The sequence below is a fragment of the Bradyrhizobium sp. NAS96.2 genome (genome assembly GCF_001908235.1).
Taxonomy (GTDB): Bacteria; Pseudomonadota; Alphaproteobacteria; order Rhizobiales; family Xanthobacteraceae; genus Bradyrhizobium.
On the sequence record NZ_LGHK01000011.1, the window covers coordinates 1 to 23,773 of the forward strand.

Consider the following 23,773-nt stretch of genomic DNA (forward strand, 5'->3'; position numbering starts at 1 on the left):
CAACCCGCTGCCCCCCGGGGCAGCGTCCCAAGGGCGCGCCGCAAGGTGCCCCCCAGGGCGCCCCGCAGCAGACGCCTGCGACGTTGCAGCCGGGTGACGAGGTCGTGCAGGAGCCGCCCTCGACCAAGATCACCAACAAGAAGGCGAGCTTCTCCGGCCTCGACAAGATCACCGGCCGCATCATCAATTTCGACGAGGATATCGGCGAGACCGTGCAGTTCGGCGCGCTGCGGGTGAAGACCGACGCCTGCTACACCAGGCCGTCGACGGAAGCCGCCAACACCGACGCCTTTGTCGAGGTGGACGAGATCACCTTGCAGGGCGAGGTGAAGCGGATCTTCTCCGGCTGGATGTTCGCGGCGAGCCCCGGCCTGCATGGCGTCGAGCATCCGATCTACGACATCTGGCTGACCGACTGCAAAGGGCCGGATCAGACCATCGTGACCGCCGCGCCCGATCCACCGAAGGGGCCGGCGCCGCCTCCGCCGCCGGCCCAGAAGCGCGCGTCGCCGAAACAGGCCGCGCCGCGTCCGCCGCCGCCGCCGCTGCCGCAATACCAGCAGCAGCCGCCACCTCCGCCGCCCCAGCAGCAGCGGCCGGGCGGGTTGTTCGGCGGTTTGTTCGGAAACTGATCGCCACTGCGTAGCCCGGATGGAGCGTTAGCGAAATCCGGGTTTCCTATCCGCGGATGGGCTTGTCCCGGATTGCGCTTCGCTTTATCCGGGCTACTTCATCACCACGTTCAATTGCGCTTGGCGATGATCGCGAGCGCATCAGCGCCCTTGATCGGCTGCGTGGCGTCGAGCTTGCGGAAATCCGCCGGCGCGCCTGATATCGCCTTGTCGAGCAGCGCGCGATAGCGGCGGCGTGAAATCTCGACGGCGCCGAATGTCTTCAGATGCTCGGTGACATACTGCGTGTCGAGCAACTCGAACCCGCCTGCGATCAGCCGTGCCACCAGATGCACCAGCGCGACCTTCGATGCATCGCGCACGGTGTGGAACATGCTCTCGCCGAAGAAGGCGCGGCCGAGGCTGACGCCGTAGAGTCCGCCGACCAGATTGTCGTCCTGCCAGACCTCGACGCTGTGGCAATGGCCCGACGCGTAGAGCCCGACATAGAGATCGCGGATGCGCTTGTTGATCCAGGTGTCGTCGCGGCCGGGCTGCGGCGCCGCGCAACCGGCGATGACAGCCTTGAACGCAGTATCGACGGTGACGGTGAACGCATCCGAGCGCACCGTGCGGGCGAGGCGGGAGGCGATGCGGAAGCCGTCGAACGGAATCACGCCGCGCAATTCCGGCTCGACCCAGAACAGGGTCGGATCGTCGGCGCTCTCTGCCATCGGGAAGATGCCGCAGGCATAGGCGCGCAGCAGGACCTCGGGCGTGATCTCGGAAGAGGCGGAGTCGCGTGACGTCATGCCGCAGAGGATAGCAAAGCTCGGACGATCTTGCGATGGGGCCTGCCAGGGGCCTGCCTTGGGGGCGCGACGTGTTGACGAAACGCGCCGGTTCCTCCACAAGCCGCGCCATTCGGCCGCAGTTTCCCGAGCGGACTGTGCGGCCGTGCTACATTGCCACAAAAGACGGCGCCACCGCCCGGGACATAGCGGGGACTTGGCGGCTTGCGCGCCCGACAATCAACACAGGTGAGGGGGACGCTGCATGAAGTTGTCATGGCGGACATTTGCGCCGTTGCTGGTCTGGCTGGGGATCTATCTGGTGCCGGTGCCGTCAGGGCTGAACGCCAATCAGTGGCACTATTTTGCGGTGTTCGCCGCCGTGATCACCGGGCTGATCCTCGAATCGATGCCGGTCGGCGCGGTCGGCCTGATCGGCCTGACGGTCGCCGGCATCAGTGGCTATGTCGAGCCCGACCCGAACAAGTCGCTGCGCTGGATGCTCGGCGGCTTTTCCGAGAGCACGGTGTGGCTGATCGTCGGCGCCTTCGTGTTCTCGATCGGCTACCGCAAGAGCGGGCTCGGCCGCCGGCTGGCGCTGCTGCTGGTGCGCGGGCTCGGCCGCCGCACCATCGGGCTCGGCTACGCGGTGGCGTTCTCCGATCTCGTGCTGGCGCCGGCGACGCCGTCCAACACTGCACGCTCGGGCGGCACGATCTATCCGATCGTCAGCAACATCCCGCGCATCTATGGCTCGGAGCCCGGTCCGACCGCGGGCAAGATCGGCACCTTCGTGATGTGGACCGCGTTTGCGACCACCGCCGTGACCAGCTCGCTGTTTTTGACCGCGCTGGCGCCGAACGCCGCCGCGCTCTCGATCGCGAAGAAGCTCGTCAATATCGAGGTCGGCTGGTCGCAATGGTTCATCGGCTTCGCGCCGCTCGGTATCCTCTTGCTGCTGCTGGTGCCGCTGCTGAGCTACGTGATCTGCCGGCCGGAGATCAAGGAAAGCCCGGAGATCGTGACCTGGAGCGAGGGCGAGCTCGCCAAGATGGGGCCGCCGTCGCGGCACGAATGGATCATGGCGGTGCTGGTGCTGCTCGCGATGTTCCTGTGGATCTGCGGCTCCAATCCCAATATCAGCGTGCCGCTGCTCGGCTCGAACTTCATCAACGCGACCACGGTGGTGTTCGTCGTGATCTCGCTAATGCTGCTGTCAGGCGTGATCGCGTTCGAGGACATCGTCGCGGAGAAGAGCGCCTGGGAGGTATTTTTCTATTTCACCTCGCTGCTCACGCTGTCGTCGGGACTCAACGAGATCGGCTTCATCAAATGGGTGGCCGAGGGCTATGCCAAGCCGCTCGCCGGCACCTCGCCGCTGGTCGGCATGATCCTGCTCGTCACCTTCTTTTTCTGGATCCACTATTTCTTCTCGAGCATCACCTCGCATACCGCTGCCGTGCTGCCGGTGGTGCTCGCGGTCGGCTCCAGCATTCCCGGCCTGTCGGTGCAGACCCTGATGCTGCTGTGTGTCTATTCGCTCGGGCTGATGGGCGTGATCTCGCCCTATGCCACGGGACCGGCGCCGATGTATTACGGCAGCGGCTATATCGGCAAAGGCGACTTCTGGAAATTCGGGCTGATCTTCGGCGTGATCTACTTTGCCGGATTGTTGCTGATCGTGTTGCCCTGGTTACAATCGATCGGGTAAAATAGCCACAATCCAGCGTGAAACAGCGCTCGACCGGGAAGGAGGGGCCATCCTTTCCGATTCTTAACGCGCTTTGTCAGAGGGAAGCGTTCAAAATGCTTCCTCGAATGTGGCGCGCGCGGATTTCAGGGGACACATAGAGCCGCGCGAGCTCGTTCGTGTTTCTTCGTGGGCAAGTTTATGGACCAGCATATCAAGGACCCGTCGATCGTCGCGCCTGGATCAGTCAGGCGAGCGTCGCGTTGGCCGGGGTTTCTGACGGGATGTGTGGTGCTGGCGGTGCTGGCCGGCATCGTCTGGTGGACGCGGCAGCAGGCCGCTCCGCCGCAGGCCGGCGGCGGGCGCAATGCCGGGCCGATGTCGATCGTGCCGGAGACCGTCGGCAAGGGCGATATCGGCGTCAGCCTGAACGCGCTCGGCACCGTGACATCGCTCGCGACCGTGACGATCAGGAGCCAGATCAGTGGCTACCTGATGAAGATCGATTTCAAGGAGGGCGACGAGGTCAAGAAGGGCGACCTGATCGCCGAGATCGATTCGCGTCCCTATGAGGCGACGCTGGCGCAGGCCAAGGGCCAGCTCGCCCGCGACGAAGCGCAGCTGAAGGGCGCCCAGGTCGATCTCACCCGCTACCAGGGGCTCGCGGCGCAGAACGCCGTGCCGCATCAGACGCTCGATACCCAGGTCGCGCTGGTCGCGCAGTATCAGGGCACGGTGGAAGCTGACCGCGCCTCAGTGAAATCAGCCGAAGTGAACTTGGCGTATTGCCACATCGTGTCGCCGATCAACGGGCGAGTCGGATTGCGCCAGGTCGATCTCGGCAACTACGTGACGCCGGGCGACACCAACGGTCTCGTCGTGATCACGCAGCTCGAGCCGATCAGCGTGCTGTTCACGCTGCCTGAGGACAATCTGCAGGCGGTCGCGAAGCGATTGAAAGAGGGTGCGGTGCTGCCGACGGCGGCCTATGACCGCAGCGGCGCCAACAAGCTCGCCGAGGGATCGCTGCAGACCTTCGACAGCCAGATCGATGCGACCACCGGCACGATCAAGCTGCGCGCCCAGTTCGAGAACGACAAGCGCACGCTGTATCCGAACCAGTTCGTCAACATCCGCCTGCTGCTCGACACCCACAAGGATACCACGACGATGTCGACCGCCGGCATCCAGCGCGGCGTTCCCGGCACCTTCGTCTATCTCGTCAATGCCGACAGCACGGTCTCGGTGCGGCCGGTCAAGCTTGGGGTCACCGACGGCGACCGGGTCGAGGTGCTGTCGGGGCTCACGTCCGGCGATCGCATCGTGATCGACGGCGCCGACAAGCTGCGCGAGGGCGCGAAGGTGGTGGTGCGCTCCGCCACTGATGCCGCCAACCCGGCCGGTGCGGCCAAGGGCGCGGCAAACGGGGCTGCGAAGGGCGACAGCAAGGGAGATAGCAAGGGCGGCGCCGATCCCGACAAGGCGGGAGGCGGCCAGCACAAGCGGTCCGAGGACGGGCAGACCAAATGAACCCGTCGCGGCCATTCATCCTGCGGCCGGTGGCGACGACCCTGATGATGATCGCCATTATGCTGTCGGGCATGCTGGCGTTCAGATTCCTGCCCGTCGCGGCGTTGCCGGAGGTCGACTATCCGACCATCCAGGTGCAGACCTTCTATCCCGGCGCCAGCCCCGACGTGATGACCTCGTCGGTGACCGCGCCGCTCGAGGTGCAGTTCGGCCAGATGCCGAATCTGAACCAGATGAGCTCGGTGAGTTCGGCCGGCTCGTCGGTGATCACGCTGCAATTCGGCTTGTCGATCTCGCTCGACGTCGCCGAGCAGGAGGTGCAGGCCGCGATCAATGCCGCGGGCAATCTGTTGCCGTCGGACCTGCCGGCGCCGCCGATCTACGCCAAGGTCAATCCGGCTGACGCGCCGATCCTGACCCTCGGCCTGACCTCGAAGACCATGCCGCTGACCCAGGTGCAGGACTTCGTCGATACGCGGCTCGCGCAGAAGATCTCGCAGCTGCCCGGTGTCGGCCTCGTCAGCATCAGCGGCGGCCAGCGGCCCGCGGTGCGCATCCAGGCCGACATCCGCAAGCTCGCGGCCTATGGGCTCAACATCGACGATCTCCGCACCACGCTCGGCAACGCCAACGTCAACACGCCGAAGGGCAATTTCGATGGCGCGATGCGCGCCTATACCATCAATGCCAACGACCAGATCCGCAATGCCAGCGACTACCGATCGCTGATCATCGCCTACAAGAACGGCTCGCCGGTCCGCCTCAGCGACGTCGGCAACGTCGTCGACGGCGCGCAGAACGACAAGCTCGGCGCTTGGATGAACGAGACGCCGGCGATCATCCTCAACATCCAGCGCCAGCCCGGCGCCAACGTGATCTCGGTCGTTCAAGGCATCAAGGACCTGCTGCCGCAGTTGCAGGCCACGCTGCCGGCCGCGATCGACCTCAACATCCTGACCGACCGGACCGTCACGATCCGGGCCTCGGTCCGCGACGTCGAATACGAGCTGTCGCTAGCCGTGGTCCTGGTCGTGCTGGTGATCTTCGTGTTCCTGCGCTCGACCCGTGCCACGCTGATCCCGAGCCTGTCGGTGCCGCTCTCGCTGGTCGGCACGCTCGGTGCGATGTATCTGTTCGGCTTCAGCCTGAACAATCTGTCGCTGATGGCGCTGACGATCGCGACCGGCTTCGTGGTCGACGACGCCATCGTCGTGATCGAGAACATCTCGCGCTACATCGAGGAGGGCGAGTCGCCGCTGGAGGCGGCGCTGCGCGGCTCCGAGCAGATCGGCTTCACCATCATCTCGCTGACGGTGTCGCTGATCGCGGTGCTAATCCCGCTGCTGTTCATGGGCGACGTCGTCGGCCGCCTGTTCCGCGAATTCGCCATCACGCTGTCGGTCACGATCCTGATCTCCGCAGTGGTGTCGCTGACGCTGGTGCCGATGGCCTGCGCAAAGCTGCTGAAGCCGGAGGCCATGTCGCGCGAAAATACCTTCCAGCGGCTCAGCCGGGAAGGCTTCGACTATGTCATCGCGATCTACGCCCGGATGCTCAACTGGGTACTGGATCGCCAGACGTTCGTGCTGCTGATCGCGCTCGCCACATTCGGGCTGACGGCGCTGCTCTATGTCGTCATCCCCAAAGGCTTCTTCCCGGTGCAGGACACCGGCGTGATCCAGGCGATTTCGGACGCGCCGCAATCGGTGTCCTATGCGGCGATGGCCGAGCGGCAGCAGCGGCTCGCCAGCGCGATCTTGAAAGATCCCGACGTCGAGAGCCTGTCGTCCTTCATCGGCGTCGACGGCACCAACACCACGCTCAACAGCGGCCGCATCCTGATCAATCTGAAGCCGCATGGGCAGCGCAAGGCGGGCGTCCTGTCGATCATGGATCGGATCAAGGCCAGCACGGCTGATCTGACCGGCATCACGCTCTACATGCAGCCGGTCCAGGACCTGACCATCGAAGGCACGGTCAGCCGGACCCAGTACCAGTTCATCCTGCAGGACGCCGATCCGAGCGAGCTCGCGGAATGGACGCCGAAGCTGGTCGACAAGCTGAGGCAATTGCCGCAACTGAGCGACGTCACCAGCGATATCTCGGCGCAGGGGCTGTCGGTGTTCGTGGACATCGACCGCGACCAGGCCGCGCGGTTCGGCATCACGCCGGCGACGATCGACAATGCGCTGTACGATTCCTACGGCCAGCGCATCGTCTCCACCGTGTTCACCAACTCGAACCAGTACCGCGTTATCCTCGAGGCCGACCCGTCGCTGCAAAATTCGCTGGACGCGCTGTCGTCGATCTATTTGCCGTCATCGGTCGGCTCGACGCCGGTGCCGCTGTCGGTCATGGCCAAGATGCGGGTCGAGACCGCGCCGCTGCAGGTCTCGCATCTCGGCCAGTTCCCGTCGGCAACCGTCTCGTTCAATCTCGCGCCCGGCGCCTCGCTCGGCAGCGCGGTGACCGCGATCAAGCAAGCCCAGGCCGACATCAACCAGCCGCTCGGCATGATCACGAGCTTCCAGGGCGCGGCGCTGGCGTTCCAGTCCTCGCTGTCCAACCAGCTGTTCCTGATCCTCGCCGCGATCATCACGGTCTATATCGTGCTCGGCGTGCTCTATGAGAGCTTCATCCACCCGCTGACCATCCTCTCGACGCTGCCGTCGGCCGGCATCGGCGCGCTGCTGGCGTTGATGATGGCCGGGCAGGACCTCACCATCATCGCGATCATCGGCATCATCCTCCTGATCGGCATCGTGAAGAAGAACGCGATCATGATGATCGACTTCGCGCTCGACGCCGAACGCAACGAGGGCAAGCCGCCGCGGGAGGCGATCTACCAGGCCTGCCTGCTGCGATTCCGGCCGATCATCATGACGACGATGGCGGCTGTGCTGGGCGCGCTGCCGCTGATGATCGGCAGCGGTGCCGGCTCCGAGCTGCGGCATCCGCTCGGCGTCTCCATCGTCGGCGGCCTCTTGGTGAGTCAGCTGCTGACGCTGTTCACGACGCCGGTGATCTATCTCTGGTTCGATCGGCTCGCACTGCGGTTTGCCGGGCGGGCGGACGAGGTCGGCGAGGCGAGCGGGTCGCGTTGAGCCATGGATCCGTCAACGCCCTTCATCCGCCGGCCGGTCGCGACCACGCTGTTGACCTTCGGACTCGCGGCGGCCGGCATTGTCGCGTTCTTCAAATTGCCGGTGTCGCCGCTGCCGCAGGTGGATTTCCCGACCATCTCGGTGCAGGCGACACTGCCCGGCGCCAGCCCGCAGGACGTCGCGACCACGGTCGCCAGCCCGCTTGAACGGCATCTCGGCCAGATCGCCGATGTGACGGAGATGACGTCGTCGAGCTCGGTCGGCTCGACCCGGATCACTCTGCAGTTCGGCCTGAACCGCGACATCAACGGCGCGGCGCGGGACGTGCAGGCCGCGATCAACGCGGCGCGGGCGGACCTTCCGACCAGCCTGCGCAGCAACCCGACCTACCGCAAGGTCAACCCGGCGGACGCGCCGATCCTGATCCTGACGCTGACGTCGGATACGCTGACCCGCGGCGATCTCTACGATGCCGCCTCCACGGTGCTGGCGCAGAAGCTGTCGCAGGTCGAGGGCATCGGCGAGGTGGTGGTGGGCGGCAGCTCGCTGCCCGCCGTGCGTGTCGATCTGGTCCCGCAGACGCTCTACAAATACGGCATCGGGCTGGAAGACGTTCGCGCGGCGCTGTCGAGCGCCAACGCCCACAGTCCGAAGGGCGGCATCGATGTCGGCGACCAGCGCTTCCTGGTCTATGCCAACGACCAGGCCAACAAGGCCGACGACTACAAGTCGCTGATCGTGGCCTACCGCAACGGCGCGCCGGTTCACCTTTCCGATGTCGGCGAGGTGACCGACGGCGTCGAGAATTTGCGCAATGCCGGGCTCGCCAACGGCAAGCCCGCGGTGCTGATCATCCTCTACCGGCAGCCGAACGCCAACATCATCTCGACCGTCGATCTGGTGAAGGGGCTGATGCCGCAGTTGCAGGCGTCGGTGTCGCCGGCGATCGATATCGGCCTTGCGGTCGACCGCTCGACCACCATCCGCACCTCGCTGCACGACGTGGAACGCACGCTGGTTCTGGCGGTGCTGCTGGTCATCATCGTGGTGTTCGCGTTCCTGCGCAATCTGCGCGCCACCTTCATTCCGGTGGTGGCGGTCTCGGTGTCGCTGGTCGCGACCTTCGGGGCGATGTACCTGATCGGCTACAGCCTCGACAATCTGTCGCTGATGGCGCTGACGGTCGCGACCGGCTTTGTGGTCGACGACGCCATCGTGGTGCTGGAGAACGTCACCCGCTACATCGAGGAGGGCCTGAGCCCGCTCGAGGCGGCGCTGAAGGGCGCCAACGAGGTCGGCTTCACCGTGCTGTCGATGAGCATCTCGCTGATCGCGGTGTTCATCCCGATCCTGCTGATGGCCGGCATCGTCGGCCGGCTGTTCCGCGAATTCGCGATGACGATCTCGATCTCGATCCTGATCTCGCTTGCGGTGTCATTGGCGACCACGCCGATGATGTGCGCCGTGCTGCTGAAGCCGGACCGCGGCGGCCATGGCCGGCTCTATTGGGCCAGCGAGCGCTTCTTCGAGGCGATGCTGAATTTCTATCGCCGGACGCTGACCGCGGCGCTGGCGCATCCCTTGTTGGTGATGCTGATCCTGGCGGCGGTGTTCGGCCTCAACTTCTACCTCTACGACGTGATCCCGAAGGGCTTCTTCCCGCAGCAGGACACCGGTCGGCTGGTCGGCTCGATCCAGGCCGACCAGAGCGTGTCGTTCCAGCTGATGCAGCAGAAGCTCGCGCAGTTCGTCGGCATCATCAAGCGCGATCCGGCGGTCGAGACTTTGGTCGGCTTCACCGGCGGCGGGCAGACCAATTCCGGCTTCGTGTTCGTCTCGCTGCGTCCGCTCGACCAGCGCAAGATCGGTGCCGACGGCGTGATCGCGCGGCTGCGCCGCGAGATGGCGGTGGTGCCCGGCGCGAGCCTGTTCCTGCAGGCAGTGCAGGACATCAGGGTCGGGGGCAGGGCCTCCAACGCGCAGTATCAGTACACGCTGCAGGGATCGACGCTGGAGGAGCTCAATGACTGGACGCCGAAGATTGCGGCGGCCCTGCAGCGCGATCCGAACCTTGCCGACGTCAACAGCGACCAGCAGAACAAGGGCCTGGAATCCGACCTCGTGATCGATCGCGACGCCGCGGCGCGGCTCGGCATCACGGTGAGCCAGATCGACAACACCCTCTACGATGCGTTCGGCCAGAGGCAGGTGTCGACGATCTATGTCGCGCGCAACCAGTACCATGTCGTCATGGAGGTCGCGCCGCGCTACTGGCAGAATCCGCAGACGCTGAAGGACGTCTACATCAGCACGTCGGGCGGATCGGTCGGCGGCTCGCAATCGACCAACGCGGTGGCCGGCACCGTGGTGGCGACGGGAACCTCGAGTGCGGCGAGTTCAGCCAATGCCCAGGCCGCACGCAACCAGGCCACCAATTCGATCGGCGCGACCGGGAAGGGCGTGGCCTCGACCGGATCGGCCGTCTCGACCAACAGCGAGACCATGATCCCGCTGTCGGCGGTGGCGGCGTTCAGGCAGGGCGCGACACCGCTTGCGGTCAACCACCAGGGCCTCCTGGTCGCCAACACCATCTCGTTCAACCTGCCGCCGAACGTGTCGCTGAGCACCGCGGTCGCCAGCATCGAAGCGACTATGAACCGGATCGGCGTCCCGGCCACGATCCGCGGCACCTTCCAGGGCTCCGCCAAGGCGTTCCAGGATTCGCTCAGCAACCAGCAGTTCCTGATCCTGGCGGCGATCGTCACGATCTACATCGTGCTCGGCGTGCTCTATGAGAGCTACGTCCATCCGCTGACCATCTTGTCCACACTGCCCTCGGCAGGTGTGGGCGCCTTGCTGGCGCTGATGGCATTCAAGACCGAGTTCAGTATCATGGCGCTGATCGGCGTCATCCTGCTGATCGGTATCGTGAAGAAGAACGCCATCATGATGATCGACTTTGCGCTGGAGGCCGAACGCAAGCGCGGGCTGGAGCCGCTCGAGGCGATCAGGGAGGCCTGCCTGCTGCGCTTCCGCCCCATCATGATGACGACGATGGCCGCGCTGCTCGGCGCGGTGCCGCTGGCGATCGGCATGGGCGACGGCGGCGAGCTGCGGCAGCCGCTCGGCATCGCCATCGTCGGCGGCTTGATCTTGAGTCAGGTTCTGACGCTCTACACGACGCCGGTCATCTACCTCTATCTCGACCGGTTCCGCCTGTGGGCCCAGCGTGTCCGCCACGGCGGCGCGATGCGGATGCCGGGCTCCTCACTTCAACCGGGCGAGTAAATGCCGACAGGTGCAGCGTTGCATAGTCTTCAAATCATGCGGAGGCCGGCCCGGCTGCTGCGCGCGGCGGCGCTCAGTGGCCTCAGCCTTGGTCTTGGCCTTGGCTTGTCCGGGTGCATCCCCGGGGTCGAGAAGCCCGAACTCAGTCTCGAGGTGCCGGCGAGCTATCGCGCTGCGGCCAAGGGTGATGCCGACGCGGCCGTTCCGGCGCTCGCCTGGTGGCGCGGCTTCCGCTCGCCCGAGCTGACCGGGCTGATGGAATCCGCGCAGCTCTACAATCTCGATATCGCCGTTGCGATCGCCCAGATCGTGCAGGCCGATGCGCAGGTCGGCGTGTCCGGCGCCGCGCTGCTGCCGTCGATTTCCGGATCGGCGAATGCCGAGCGCCAAAAGGTGGCGACGGGATCGAATTCGTTGCTCGGCGGCAGTAGCGGGACATTCTCGCAGTACAGCCTGGGGCTGAGCGCAAGCTATATCGTGGATTTCTGGGGCAAGAACCGGGCGACGCTGTCGGCGTCGGAGGAGAGCGCGACGGTCGCCCGCTATAATCGCGAGGTGGTCGCGCTGAGCACGATGGCGACGCTTGCCAACACCTATTTCCAGTTGCTGGCGGCGCAGGACCAGATCAAGGTTACAAGGCGCAATCTGGCCGCGGCCGAGCGCATCCTTGCGCTGATCAAGTCGCAGTTCGCCGGCGGCACCGCCTCGCAGCTCGATCTGTCGCAGCAGGAGGCGCTGGTCGCGACGCAGCGCGCGGCGATCCCGCCGCTCGAGGTGACGGTCGGGCAGAACATGGCCGCGCTCGCCCTGCTGGTGGCGCGCGCGCCGGCCGATTTCAAGGTGCGCGGCGGCTCCACGACGCAGATTGCGGTACCGCGCGTGACGCCCGGGATGCCGTCGGAATTGCTCTACCAGCGGCCTGACATTCGCCAGGCCGAGGCGCAGCTCGCATCTTCCAATTTCAGCGTCGATGCGGCGCGCGCGGCGTTCTTTCCGCAGATCCAGCTGACCGGCACCACCGGCTTCCAGAGCGCGGCGCTCGCCTCGCTGTTCGCGCCGGGCGCCTGGTACTACACGTTGGCCGCCGGGCTGACGCAGCCGCTGTTCGACGGCTTCCTGCTGGAGAGTCAGCTCAAGCTCGCCAAGGGCCAGCAATTGCAAAACCTGCAGGCCTATCGCAAGGCGGTGCTGTCGGCCTTCGCCGATGTCGAAAAGGCGCTGATCGCCCTGCAGAAGTATACGTTGCAGGAGCGCCTGCAGTCCGACGTCGTGGCGGCGTCGCGCAAGGCGTTCGAGGTTGCCGAGACACAGCTGCGCGGCGGCACGGTCAACCTCATCACGGTGCTGCAGGCGCAGCAGACGCTGTTCACGGCTGAAAACAATCTGGTCACGGTGCGGCTCAACAAGCTGCTGGCGGCGAGCAGCCTGTTCCAGGCGCTCGGCGGCGGCTGGACACCGGCCGGCACGCTTGCGGCAGCAGTGCCATGAGGTCGGTCATGCAGCGGTTCGGAACAGTCCTCGTCACTGCCCTTGTCATCGCGCTGGGTGCGCCGATCGGCCCGGCCCGCGCGCAGCAGCGCGCACCCAACAATATTCCGCTCGCCTTCGGCATGAACGCCGACCAGGCCAGCCAGTCGCTCGGTGTTGCCCTGAACTACGTGCGCGGCACGCCGGGCAATGAATTGTTCGTCGCGCTGCCCAATGTCAGGGGCAGCGTGCTGTCGCGGCGCAGCGACGGGCTCTATCTGCAATTCGGCAAGGGACGCCTGATCGCCTGGAAGGGCGACTGGGGGACCAATCCGCCATGAGGATCTCGGCCATGACCGCCAACAGGGCATTGATCGCCTGCGCCGCCGTCGCGCTCAGCACGGCTGTTGTATCGGCCCAGGACTTGGCCCGTGACTTCGCGCCGCAGCGGCCGCTGCGCTATGGCAGCACGGGCGGCGCGTATTTCGACGGCAGGAATGACGACCGCGATTTCCGCAGCAATGGGTCGTTTCCGGGCAGCTTCGCCGCCGATCCCTTCAGCGCAGGCTTCGGAGCGGCTGGCCTGTTCGGCTCGACGCCATATCACTCGGCGCGGCCGTATCCGTCGCAGGTGATCTTCGGTGCACCGTGCCGCGATTGCCGCCAGCATCGCCCGCGGCGGCAGCGCGATCGGCCTGATTGAGATGCTCGGGAAAGGCCTGCGCCGTTAGCTCTTGCGCAAGAGGTCTTCGATGATGCGTAGCTTCATCCAGCCGGCCTTGTCGATGATCTCCCGCCGCAGCGTGTCCTTTTCCGTCTCGTATTGCTCGCGCGAGATGTCGCTGCCGCCGCTCGCGGTGATTCCGAATGTCTTGAGCAAGGCGTTGTGCTGCGCCTCCCACGCGATCACATGCTCGGTCATTGCCTGCGTCACCGCCGGAAGGAAGCCGGGATGGCCTGCCAGGCCGCATGTTTCCGTGGTCTGCGGATCTGCCGCCAGCATGATCACGTTCCACTCGTCGTAGCCGATCAGATCCATCTGCGCGTAGAGAAACGTGCCATGCGGCCCGTCCCAAATCTTGTGATCGATGACCAGGAACGGCAACGCATGGCAGTGGCCGTGGCGCGCCGTCATGTCACGGTTGAAACTCTTGGTGCGCGCCTGCAGCCGCTGGTTGGCCGCAGCAAACACGGCGAGGCGATTGTCAGCCGTCGGGACGACGCTGCCTGCATCGTCGGGCACGAACCCCGCATCGCGCAGCATCGGCCCGATCCGCGGATCATCCCATTGCTTCTTGTGAAAAGCGGGTGCCGCGCCGTCGGCATCCGGTGCCGGACGCACGGCGTCCTTGAGCCCGCCCAAGGTCTCCTGCTTCTTTCCGAACTCCACCCTGCGCCCGAACATCGCGTGCCGTTCCTGCCAAGCTGGGGGAAAAGCATGGCAAACAATGCCCAGATTTGTCTTAACCGGTCGCGGCAGCTTGTCGCGATCGAACAACACGGTGACGCGGCCGTTAAGGCGAATGCGACAAATCGATCGATCCGGCGGCGGCCGCCTGGTCTAGCTGGCGGCCGCGCTGGTCGATTTCGCCGGCGCCGGGCTGACGCGCGCGAACCGCACCACGAAGCGGGTGCCGTTGTGGTCCGGGTCGCGCTCGACGCTGGCGTCGAGCTTGGCGGCCATCGCCGCGACGATGCGCTGGCCCATGCCGGTGCCGCGCGGATCGGCCTTGTCGTCGAAACCGACGCCTTCATCGCTGATCGCGAGCTGCAGGTCGTCGCCCTGCGGCCTGAGCTCGACATGGATCGGGCCGGCGCCGTCGGGATAGGCGTACTTCACGGCGTTCATCACCAGCTCGTTGACGATGATGCCGATCGCAACCGCGCGGTCGGGATCGATCTCGACCGGGTCGGCCTTCAGCGTCAGCCGCGACATCTTGTTGCCCTCGGCCGAGCGCCTGAGATCCTCGAGCAGCGCCTCGAGATACTGGTTGAGCATCACGGTCTTGAAGTCGTGCGAGGTGTAGAGGCGGCGGTGCACCTGCGCGACGGCGGCGACGCGGCCCATCGCATTGGTGAGCGCCGCCTTGACGTCCTGCTGGCTCGCGGAATTGGCCTGCAGATGCAGCAGCGAGGCGATGATCTGCAGCGAATTGCCGACGCGATGGTTGACCTCGCGCAGTAGAACCTCGCGCTCGGCCGCGAGCGCGGCGTAGCGGTCGCGCGAGGCGTGCACCTCGGCCTCGGCCTCGTCGCGCGCTTTCTGGATCGCCGCCCGCCGCACCGCGCCGTTCACTGCGACCTGGAGCAGGGGGATGAATTCGCCCCTGACGTCCTTGACCAGATAGTCGGCCGCGCCGGCCTTCAGCGCGGTGACGGCAATCGCCGAATCCTGCGAGGCGGTGACGAACACCACCGGCGGGGCGTCCGGTATCTTGAGGATCTGCTCCAGCGTATCCAGCCCGTCGAGGCCGGGCATGTACTGGTCGAGCGCGACGACGTCGATGCCGCCCTGGGCGAGCCGGTCGAGGCCTTCCTGGCCGCTTGCGGCGTGCACGACCTTGTAGCCCGCGCGTGTCAGCCCGCGTTCGACCAGGCGTGCCAGCGCCGCGTCGTCGTCGATATAGAGCAGTGTCGGCGTTGCGCTGGTCATACGGAAGCTGGCGGCACCTGAATCACGGAAAAGAACAGGCCAAGCTGGCGAATGGCGTTGGCAAAGCTTTCGTAGTTCACCGGCTTGGTGATGTAGACGTTGCAACCGAGTTCGTAGCAACGCTTGATCTCCTGGCTGTCGTCGGTCGTGGTCAGCACGACCACCGGCGTCGACTTGAGATGCTTGTTCTCCTTGACCCGCTTCAGAATGTCGATGCCGGTCATGTCAGGCAGATTGAGATCAAGCAGGATGAGCAGGGGCTGGCCCTTGCGCTCGACCGCGCTGCCATCCTTGCCGAATAGGTAGTTCACGGCCTCTGTACCGTTGGTGAACGGGATGATCTCATTGTTGACACCTGAGCGCCGGATATTCCGCTCAATCAGGCGGGCATGGCCCTCGTCGTCCTCGATCATGATGATGGTGACTGGATCGCTCATGATGCTTTATCCCGGTTCTTGCCTAAGTTCTTGCCTGACCATTTGATAGGCAGCGTGATCGTGAACGTGCTGCCGTTGTGAAGTTCCGATGCTACCGACATGGTGCCGCCCAGTCTGCGCACAAGTGCGCGGACATGGGCAAGCCCGATGCCCTGGCCGGGCTTGTCCTGGGTTCCGGCGCGGCGGAACAGATCGAAGATGCGCTGGTGGTCCTTCGGATCGATGCCGCGACCATTGTCGGTGACCTCGAAGATCGCAAAGCCGAGCTTGGTGCGGCCCTCGATCGCGATCTCGCCGGGGACGCCGTCCTTGAGGTACTTGAGTGCGTTGTCGATCAGGTTGGAGAAGATCTGCTCCAGCGCGAGGCGGTCGCTGACGATATTCGGCAACGCGCCGACCTCGATCGTCGCGTTGGCCTCGACTGCCTGATGGGCGACGGTCTCGACGATGCCGTCGATCAGCTCGCGGAGATCGATCCGCTCCGGCTTGAACTCGCGGCGGCCCTCGCGGGTGAGATTGAGGATCGCGCTGATCAGGCGGTCCATCTTGGCGATCGACGATTTGATGAAGCCGAGCGATTCGGTGAAATCGTCGGACAGCTGCTTGTCGGAACCCTCGAGCTCGGGCTCGGCGACATCTGTCGCATCTTGCGGCATCGCCGGCGCCAGCGACGCGGAGCGATTGAGCGTGGCAATGCGCTTGAAGATGTCGCCGCGCAATTCCTCCAACTCGCTGGTGAAGCCCATGATGTTGACCAGCGGCGAGCGCAGATCGTGGCTGACGATATAGGTGAAGCGCTGAATTTCCTCGTTGGCCTCGCGCAGGTCGGCGGTGCGCTCGTCGACGATGGTTTCGAGATTGACGTTGCTGTCGCGCAGCCTGGCCTCGGCCTCGTCGCGCGCCCGCGAGGATTGCCGCAGCAGCACGAGAGAGACGGCGGCGAGCGCCAGCACCATGCAGGAGCCGGCGATGGTGACGGACGAGGCCAGCACCTGGGTCCGGTCCGCGGTCGCGGTGCGCAGCGCCAGCAGGCGATCCTCTTCGGCGCGCATGTCGCGGCCGATCCGGGCGATCGCCTCCAGCGCATCGGTCGAATTGCCCTTGCGCAGGATGTCGATGCTGGTCACCGTGTCGTTGTTCTTGGCGCGCTCGATGCTGAGGACGAACTCGGCCAGCCGCTGCTCGACGGCAGCTTTGAGCTTCGCGGCATTGGCGACCTGCGTCGGATTGTCGACCGTCATCATCTGGAGATGGCCGAGCGCGGCCGGGAGTCCCGCCGCAGCCGACTGGTACTCGGACAGGTATTGTGGTGCAGACGTCAGCAGATACGCCCTGGTGGCGCTTTCGGCGCGCCTGATGTCGACCAGCAGGCTCGCAACCTGGCTCTCGACCTCGACCGTGTGGACGACCAGGGCGTTGTCCTCGCGCGCCTTGTTGACCAGCAGGACGGACGCTACGCTGATCGCGACCAGCACGAAAAATCCCGCCGACAGCAGCAGGATCTGCAACGTGGACCGGCGTCGTGAAACTGGTGTCACGACGGTCTCTTCGCGGGAATGGATTTCAATGCGTCCCCGTGGAAAGCCAATAACCCTTTAGTACGTTTGAACAGGGCTCGGGTTCCACGGAGTTCCGAACTATTTCGGGACGTCGGTTGGCTGGCCGGCGAGATACTGCTCCAACCAGTGGATGTGGTAGTCACCTTCGATGATGTCGGGCTCGCGCACCAGTGCGCGGAACAGCGGCAGCGTCGTCTCGATGCCGTCGACCACCATTTCGTCGAGCGCCCGGCGCAGCCGCATCAGGCATTCGCCGCGGGTCTTGCCGTGCACGATCAGCTTGCCGACCAGCGAGTCGTAATAGGGCGGGATCACGTAGCCCTGATAGACGGCGGAATCGATCCGCACGCCGAGGCCGCCCGGCGGATGAAATTGCGTGATCCGTCCGGGCGAGGGACGGAAGGTCTGCGGGTTCTCCGCATTGATGCGACACTCGATGGCGTGGCCGATGATCGCGATGTCGTTCTGCTTGGCCGGAAGGTCGCCGCCGGCCGCAATCCGGATCTGCTCCAGCACCAGATCGATATCGGTGATGCTTTCGGTGACCGGATGCTCGACCTGGATGCGGGTGTTCATTTCGATGAAATAGAACTCGCCGTCCTCGTAGAGGAATTCGATGGTGCCGACGCCGAGATACTTCATGTCCCGCATCGCCTTGGCGCAGGTCTCGCCGATCTTGGCGCGGGCGGCTGCCGCGAGCACGGGCGAGGGACCTTCCTCCCAAACCTTCTGGTGACGGCGCTGCAGCGAGCAGTCGCGCTCGCCGAGATGGATGGCGCCGCCGCGGCCGTCGCCGAGAATCTGGATCTCGATGTGGCGCGGCTTCTGCAGGTATTTCTCCAGATAGACCGAGGCGTCGCCGAACGCCGACTTGGCCTCGTTCGCCGCGGTCGAGAGCGCGAGCGCGAGGTCGGCCTCGGTGTGAGCGACCTTCATGCCGCGGCCGCCGCCGCCGGCAGCCGCCTTCACCAGCACCGGGAAGCCGATCTCCTTGGCGATTGCCATGGCGTCGTCGTCCGCCGTCACTGCGCCGTCCGAGCCGGGCACCACGGGGATGCCGAGGCGCTTGGCGGTCTTCTTGGCTTCGATCTTGTCGCCCATCAGGCGGATGTGCTCGGCCTTCGGTCCGATGAAGCCGAGATTGTGGTCGGCGAGGATCTCGGCAAAGCGCGCATTCTCGGACAGGAAACCGTAGCCGGGATGCACGGCATCGGCGCCGGTGATCTCGCAGGCCGCAAGCAGCGCCGGTATGTTGAGGTAGGAATCCTTCGACGGCGGCGGCCCGATGCACACGCTCTCGTCGGCGAGCCGCACATGCATGGCGTCGGCGTCGGCCGTGGAATGCACCGCGACGGTGGAGATGCCGAGTTCCTTGCAGGCGCGCAGCACGCGGAGCGCGATCTCGCCGCGATTGGCTATGAGGATCTTGTCGAACATCGCAGCGCCTGACGTTGACGGAAGCTATTCAATGATGACGAGCGGCTCGCCGAATTCGACGGGCTGGCCGTCCTCGACGAGGATTTGCGTCACGGTGCCCGCGCGCGGCGACGGGATCTGGTTCATCGTCTTCATCGCCTCGATGATCAGAAGCGTCTGGCCGGCCGTGACCTTGGTGCCGACTTCAATGAACGGCTTGGCGCCCGGCTCGGGCGCCCAATAGGCGGTGCCGACCATCGGCGAGGGGACGGCGCCCGGGTGCTTTGCCAGATCGGTCGCAGCCGCAACAGCCGGCGCGGCGACAACAGCCGGCCCGGCAACCGCGTGTACGGCAGCGGGCACGGATGCCGCGATGCTGATGTTGCGCGCGACACGGACGCGCAGACCGGCGCGCTCGATCTCGATCTCGGTGAGGTTGGTCTCGGCAAGCAGCAGCGCGAGTTCGCGAATGAGGACGCCGTCGTCGTTCTTGGACTCGCTCTTGGACTTTACGGCTGATTTGTCGTCTGGCTGGCGCGCCATGTTGTTTGATCCGAAATCTCTGTCTGGTGACGGGGAACGTCAGGATTGACGATTAAGTCTTTGCCTTTGCATCGATCTTGGCACCGATTTTGGTGGCAAGGCCGATGATCGCAAGCCGGTAGCCGTCGATGCCGAAGCCGCAAAGTGACGCGAAGGCGGCTTTAGCAGTGAACGAGTGGTCCCGGAAGCTCTCGCGGGCGTGGATGTTGCTGACATGAACCTCGACGGCAGGAATCCTGACCGCAACCAGCGCGTCATGCAGCGCGATCGAGGTATGGGAGTAACCGCCGGCATTGATGATGATGCCGACCGCCTTCTTGGCGTGGGCCTCATGGATGAAGTCGATCAGTTCGCCCTCGCGGTTGGACTGCCGGCAGTCGGCGGTCAGGGCGAACTGGCGTGCGGTGTCCACGCACAGCTTCTCGACATCGGCGAGGGTGGCGTGGCCGTAGGTCTCCGGCTCGCGCGTCCCCAGCAGGTTGAGGTTCGGGCCGTTCAGCACATAGATCGTTCCGGCAGCAGCCATTCCAAAGATTCCTGCCAAAGGTTCCGGCGAAGGGGAAAGTGGGCCGGGTTATAGGTAACAACCGGCCGCAGGGGAAGCCTTTAGGTGAAATCGGAAGGTCTTCAACTGCTTCCCTCGGCCTGTTAGATAGCTGCCGTAACCTACGGAAATTGCTGGTTAACCAAATCTCGTGGAAGGCGCTCCTCGGCTGTGCTCCGGCCAGCCATCCACCGGCGACTGCGGGGTTGCGCGGATGCAAAACCCCGCCCCCGGAGGGGCGGGGTTGAGAGTGCGGCGAGGGCCCGTCGTGGCACCCCCGCGCCGAGGCCGGTTTAGCCCTCGATGATGTAGACGATCTCGTGGGTCTCCGGCTGCACGATGATGTAGCGGCCCTTGACCAGGATGAACTCGTAGCCGCGCCACTGCGGATAGATCGTCACGACCCGCTCCGGCAGCGGATAGAAATGCACGTCGGCCGGGACGCGGGTGCCGACAGCCACGTTGAAGTTCACGTTGGTGACTTCGGTGACGTGCTCGGACTTGATCGCCGTCGATATCTGGGTGCGCTTCTCGGCCGGCGGAGCCGCGGTGGCCGACGTCGCCGCATTGCCGGTCGTGGTCTGGGTGCGGCTGGTGTCGTTGGTCTGCGCGCGGTTGGTGTCGGTCGGGGTCTTGGTCTGAGCATTCTGGTTGGTGGTGGCACCGCTCTTGTCGCGGCTTTCGGCGGCGTTGGTGCGATCGCGGCCCTCACGGCTTTCCGCGTTCATCTTGCCGCTCTTGTCATGCTCCTCGGCCTTCATGTTGCCGCTCTTGTCGCGGCCCTCGGCCTTCATGTCCTTCGAGCTCTCCTTGCCCTTGGTGGCCTCGTTCTCCGAGCTCATGCCCTTCGGCTTCTGCGTCGTGTCCTGCGCGCCCTTGGCGGCGGCGCCGGACTTGTCGGACTCGGCGCCCTTCATGCCTGATGAAGACTCACCGGTCGTCGAATGCTCGGAACCCTTCATGCCGCCCGGTTCGCGCTGCATCGTGCCCGATGACGCGCCACCTGACGGTGCAGAGTGCTGCATGGTCGCGCCACCGCCGGCGCCGGTTTCCTTGTTGGCGCCGCCCGCACCCTGTGCATTCGCAAAGCCGGTACCAGCGATCAGGGCCGCCGCAGCAACTGAAATCAGAAAGCGTTTAGACATTAAATTCCTCCTCGTTTTTTCAGCATTGCCCGCGCCGACAACGGGAGAGGATGTGCGATGTTCCTGTTGATTTGCGTTGATTTGCGGTTCCCCGCAGTTTGTATCTTATGTGAATGCGCGATGAATGCGCGCGCTTCAACCGCAGGCCCAGTCGAACTCCATGCTCGCAAGATCGAGCTGGCCGTTGCCGCCGCCGAAATTGAAGCCGCCGAAATGCTCTTCGATTTCGAGATAGGTCGCGCTGTATTTCGGCGTCCACTGATTGGGAAACATCGTGCCGCCGAGATGGTTACGACCGTGCAACCGGTCGAGGCCTCGCGCAGTGCCGTCCTCGCTATAGGGCGCGATGTAGTCGCCGAGCTCGCCCTTGTGCAGCAGATGATCGCGCGGCGGCTTGCCGACATTGGGATCGTCGTCGCGCGGCGCGAGCGCGATGCCGTAGGCATGGTGTCCGCTGGCGGGGACGTGGCCGAACAGGCGGTACCAGTATGTCTTTTCCAGCTCGTCGGTGCGACTGGTGCGGCCGACGTTGACGTCGAACGCCGTTCGCGCGGCGCCCTTCAAGAGCCAGCGCGGAGGCGAATTGGTTTCCAGTAGCGGATTTCCGGCAAGTTCCGGCGGCCGACAGAGCGGTCCGGCGAACTCGGCCTCGGTGAGCCAGATCGCCGCGAAATTGTGGTCGATGATGTCCTTCATCCGAAATTCCATCGGATGCCGGCTCTGTCGATACGCGAAGTACGGCAGCAGATTCGGATCGGACGGACGCGCGATGGTCTCTGCCGCGAGATATTGCGCGACCGCGTCGATCTCGACGGGGTCGTCATATTGCTGATCGGCGAACATCGCGAGCGCGACATGGGCGTTGCCCTTGGCGCGATACTCCGCCGGAACGCGCAGCGTGAAGCAGTGCTGCATGGGAAAGCCGTCATGGGGACTGAGCGGCCACTGCTCGCTGCGAATGCCGGGCGGCAGGCCGTAGCACCAGCCGTGATCGTGGTCGGAGCCGCGTTGCGGCGCCGTCTTCAGGAGCGTGAGGTCGTAGCCAAGGGTTGGCGTGGCGAGCGGCATCGCGGGCGGCTTCCATTGTTGGTGTCGGCCCTTGGTTGCGGCCAGCGAGGACGTGGTTCGGTGCTGCAATAAAAAAATCCGGCTGCCTGGCAGCCGGATTTCGCTGAATGAACGAACTCTCGAAGGACGATCAGCAGGTTGCCTTGCCGCAGCGGGCAATGCCGATCTTCTCCTTGAGACCGTCGACGCCGACCGCGCCGATCACGACCTGCTTGCCGATCACGTAGCTCGGCGTGCCGTTCATGCCCATGGATTCGGCAAGGCGGAAGTTCTCCTCGATGGTCGCCTTGACCTCGGGGCTTGCCATGTCCTTCTCGATCTTGGTCATGTCGAGGCCGACTTCCTTGGCGACCGCAAGGGCGCGCGCCTTGTCGGCGGCGCCGCGGCCGCCCAAGAGCTTCTGGTGAAACTCGAGATATTTCTTGCCGGTCGGATCCTGCATGCGCACGGCGACCGCGACCTGCGCGGCCTCGACCGAGCCCTGGCTCAGCACCGGGAATTCCTTCAGCACGACCTTCAGCTTCGGATCCGACTTCATCAGGTCGAGCATGTCGGACATTGCGCGCTTGCAGTAGCCGCAGTTGTAGTCGAAGAACTCGACGAAGGTGACGTCGCCGTCCTTGTTGCCGAGCATGACGCCGCGCGGCGAATTGAAGATCGTGTCGGCGTTCTTGGCAACGCTCTGCTCATGCTTCTCGGCCTCGGCGGCGGCCTGCCGCTTGCTGAGCTCGTTCATCGCCTCTTCGAGTACCTCGGGATGCGCGATCAGGTAGTTGCGCACGATGGTCTCGATGTCGCCGCGCTGGGTGTCGTTGAAGCTCTGCGCGGACGCCGTCAGCGGCGCGGCGCAAATGCCGAGCGCGAGCAGGGCAGGGGCAAGAAAACGAAGCGCTGGCATGGACAAAATCCTTGTTCGAGGTGGCCCGAAATACGGCATCGCCGTGGGCCGGTTTCGGTGATCGTTGTATGGAACTACGGTTTATTTCTAGTTGTTTTTCTGACCCGGCATCGGCTTGGCGCTCACAATGTCGTCAGCTTTGACCCAGCCGGGCGTGCCGATCGCGAACCGCGTCTTGGCGCGCGACGCCAGCTCCCGGGCGGTCTTGGCGTCGCCACGGAGATAGGCGGCCTGTGCCGAGGCGAGGTCGGCCTGGGCATAGTCGCCCTTGCGGCCATAGGCCATCGCGAGCTGGGTGTAGCCGAGCGGCGCCTCGGGCTCGCGCGCCACCGCGGCGCGCAGCATGTTGATCGCCTCGTCGGTGGTGGCCTTGTTGTCGGAGGCGACCAGCGCCTGGCCGAGCAGCATCTCGATCAGCGGCGAATTGCCGGAGAGCTGCACCGCGCGGCGCAGCGGCGCGATGGCCTCCGCCGGCCGGCCGCCTTCGAGCAGGGCCTGGCCGCGCAGTTCGTAGAAATAGGGATTGTTGGGCTGGACCTGGATCAAGCCGTCGATCTGCGCGATCGCCGAGCGCAGGTCGCCGTGCAGGTAGGTCGTGATCGCGCGGGCATAGCGCGCCGGCAGGCTGGTGTTGGACAGCGGATAGCGGCGGTAGACCGTGTCCTGCCGTTCCATGAAGCCCGAGATCTTGGCGCGCATCATGTCGTGACGCAGCTGCAGCGCCGGATCGTCCTTCTTGTCCCAATAGGGGCTCGAGCGCGCCAGTTCCTCCAGCGCGGAGACGCGATCGACCGGCATCGGATGCGACTGCAGATAGGGGTCGGCACCGCGCGCGGCGAACAGGCTCTCGTCGGTAAAGCGCTTGAACGTCTCGTACATGCCCCGGGCCGACTGTCCGGTCGCGTTGAGGAACTTGACGCCGGCGCGGTCGGCGTTTTCCTCCTGCTGGCGCTGGTAGGACAGCAGCGTGCGCTGAATGACCGATTGCGGCGCCGAGATCGCCGCCGCGCCGGCGCTGGACAGGCCGCT

General features: G+C 65.1%; 20 protein-coding genes. 8 read left to right on the forward strand and 12 right to left on the reverse strand.

Annotated features, from left to right (window positions below; genetic code table 11):
• A partial coding sequence (locus AC628_RS02175) for a DUF2155 domain-containing protein (RefSeq protein WP_143201401.1) occupies window positions 1-632 on the forward strand: 632 nt, incomplete at its 5' end.
• A gap of 110 nt (window positions 633-742) precedes the next feature.
• Here AC628_RS02175 and aat read toward each other — a convergent pair.
• Window positions 743-1,423 (reverse strand): leucyl/phenylalanyl-tRNA--protein transferase, encoded by a 681-nt coding sequence (aat, locus tag AC628_RS02180; protein ID WP_074125134.1) that lies wholly within the window; start codon window positions 1,421-1,423, stop codon window positions 743-745.
• A 244-nt stretch (window positions 1,424-1,667) separates the two neighbouring features.
• Here aat and AC628_RS02185 point away from each other — a divergent pair, with 244 nt between their 5' ends.
• The 7 genes from AC628_RS02185 to AC628_RS02215 all read left to right on the forward strand — a co-directional run bounded on the left by AC628_RS02185 (window position 1,668) and on the right by AC628_RS02215 (window position 13,184).
• Window positions 1,668-3,113, forward strand: coding sequence for a DASS family sodium-coupled anion symporter (locus tag AC628_RS02185; protein WP_074125135.1), 1,446 nt, complete (start codon window positions 1,668-1,670; stop codon window positions 3,111-3,113).
• A gap of 180 nt (window positions 3,114-3,293) precedes the next feature.
• Window positions 3,294-4,622, forward strand: a complete 1,329-nt coding sequence (locus AC628_RS02190; protein ID WP_074125136.1) for an MdtA/MuxA family multidrug efflux RND transporter periplasmic adaptor subunit — start codon at window positions 3,294-3,296, stop codon at window positions 4,620-4,622.
• Entirely contained in the window at window positions 4,619-7,726 is a 3,108-nt protein-coding gene (locus AC628_RS02195) for an MdtB/MuxB family multidrug efflux RND transporter permease subunit (RefSeq protein ID WP_074125137.1), read from the forward strand. Before AC628_RS02190 ends, AC628_RS02195 begins: the two co-directional genes overlap by 4 nt.
• Before the next feature lie 3 nt (window positions 7,727-7,729).
• The gene (locus tag AC628_RS02200) at window positions 7,730-11,014 is read left to right on the forward strand and encodes an efflux RND transporter permease subunit (protein ID WP_074125138.1); all 3,285 of its coding nucleotides are present in this window, start codon (window positions 7,730-7,732) and stop codon (window positions 11,012-11,014) included.
• A 36-nt stretch (window positions 11,015-11,050) separates the two neighbouring features.
• The gene (locus tag AC628_RS02205; RefSeq protein ID WP_245320988.1) at window positions 11,051-12,502 is read left to right on the forward strand and encodes an efflux transporter outer membrane subunit; all 1,452 of its coding nucleotides are present in this window, start codon (window positions 11,051-11,053) and stop codon (window positions 12,500-12,502) included.
• 8 nt (window positions 12,503-12,510) lie between these two features.
• Entirely contained in the window at window positions 12,511-12,822 is a 312-nt protein-coding gene (locus AC628_RS02210; RefSeq protein WP_074125151.1) for a hypothetical protein, read from the forward strand.
• An 11-nt stretch (window positions 12,823-12,833) separates the two neighbouring features.
• Complete coding sequence (locus AC628_RS02215; RefSeq protein ID WP_245320989.1) at window positions 12,834-13,184, forward strand: BA14K family protein; 351 nt, start codon at window positions 12,834-12,836, stop codon at window positions 13,182-13,184.
• A gap of 24 nt (window positions 13,185-13,208) precedes the next feature.
• Here the strand turns inward: AC628_RS02215 and AC628_RS02220 are convergent, their stop codons facing one another.
• From AC628_RS02220 to AC628_RS02270, 11 genes are all read right to left on the reverse strand, one after another.
• Window positions 13,209-13,979 (reverse strand): hypothetical protein, encoded by a 771-nt coding sequence (locus AC628_RS02220; protein WP_143201402.1) that lies wholly within the window; start codon window positions 13,977-13,979, stop codon window positions 13,209-13,211.
• A gap of 63 nt (window positions 13,980-14,042) precedes the next feature.
• A complete protein-coding gene (locus tag AC628_RS02225) occupies window positions 14,043-15,134 on the reverse strand; it encodes a sensor histidine kinase (protein ID WP_074125142.1) in 1,092 nt (363 codons plus the stop codon).
• Entirely contained in the window at window positions 15,131-15,571 is a 441-nt protein-coding gene (locus AC628_RS02230) for a response regulator (protein ID WP_074125143.1), read from the reverse strand. The genes AC628_RS02225 and AC628_RS02230 overlap by 4 nt, the downstream gene beginning before the upstream one ends.
• The gene (locus AC628_RS02235) at window positions 15,568-17,109 is read right to left on the reverse strand and encodes a sensor histidine kinase (RefSeq protein WP_074125144.1); all 1,542 of its coding nucleotides are present in this window, start codon (window positions 17,107-17,109) and stop codon (window positions 15,568-15,570) included. The genes AC628_RS02230 and AC628_RS02235 overlap by 4 nt, the downstream gene beginning before the upstream one ends.
• A gap of 99 nt (window positions 17,110-17,208) precedes the next feature.
• A complete protein-coding gene (gene accC / locus AC628_RS02240; RefSeq protein ID WP_074125145.1) occupies window positions 17,209-18,567 on the reverse strand; it encodes an acetyl-CoA carboxylase biotin carboxylase subunit in 1,359 nt (452 codons plus the stop codon).
• Between the two features lie 24 nt (window positions 18,568-18,591).
• Entirely contained in the window at window positions 18,592-19,089 is a 498-nt protein-coding gene (gene accB, locus AC628_RS02245; RefSeq protein WP_074125146.1) for an acetyl-CoA carboxylase biotin carboxyl carrier protein, read from the reverse strand.
• 52 nt (window positions 19,090-19,141) lie between these two features.
• The gene (aroQ, locus tag AC628_RS02250; RefSeq protein ID WP_050420223.1) at window positions 19,142-19,615 is read right to left on the reverse strand and encodes a type II 3-dehydroquinate dehydratase; all 474 of its coding nucleotides are present in this window, start codon (window positions 19,613-19,615) and stop codon (window positions 19,142-19,144) included.
• Window positions 19,616-19,926: 311 nt separating this feature from the next.
• Window positions 19,927-20,778 carry a DUF1236 domain-containing protein gene (locus AC628_RS02255; RefSeq protein WP_074125147.1) on the reverse strand — a complete coding sequence of 284 codons (852 nt, stop codon included), beginning with the start codon at window positions 20,776-20,778 and terminating at the stop codon, window positions 19,927-19,929.
• Window positions 20,779-20,913: 135 nt separating this feature from the next.
• Window positions 20,914-21,915, reverse strand: a complete 1,002-nt coding sequence (locus tag AC628_RS02260; protein ID WP_210190147.1) for a hypothetical protein — start codon at window positions 21,913-21,915, stop codon at window positions 20,914-20,916.
• A gap of 61 nt (window positions 21,916-21,976) precedes the next feature.
• On the reverse strand, window positions 21,977-22,744 hold the full coding sequence (locus tag AC628_RS02265; protein WP_074125149.1) for a DsbA family protein: 768 nt from the start codon (window positions 22,742-22,744) through the stop codon (window positions 21,977-21,979).
• A gap of 87 nt (window positions 22,745-22,831) precedes the next feature.
• Window positions 22,832-23,773 (reverse strand): M48 family metalloprotease (locus AC628_RS02270; protein WP_074125150.1); only part of this gene is annotated, 942 nt, incomplete at its 5' end.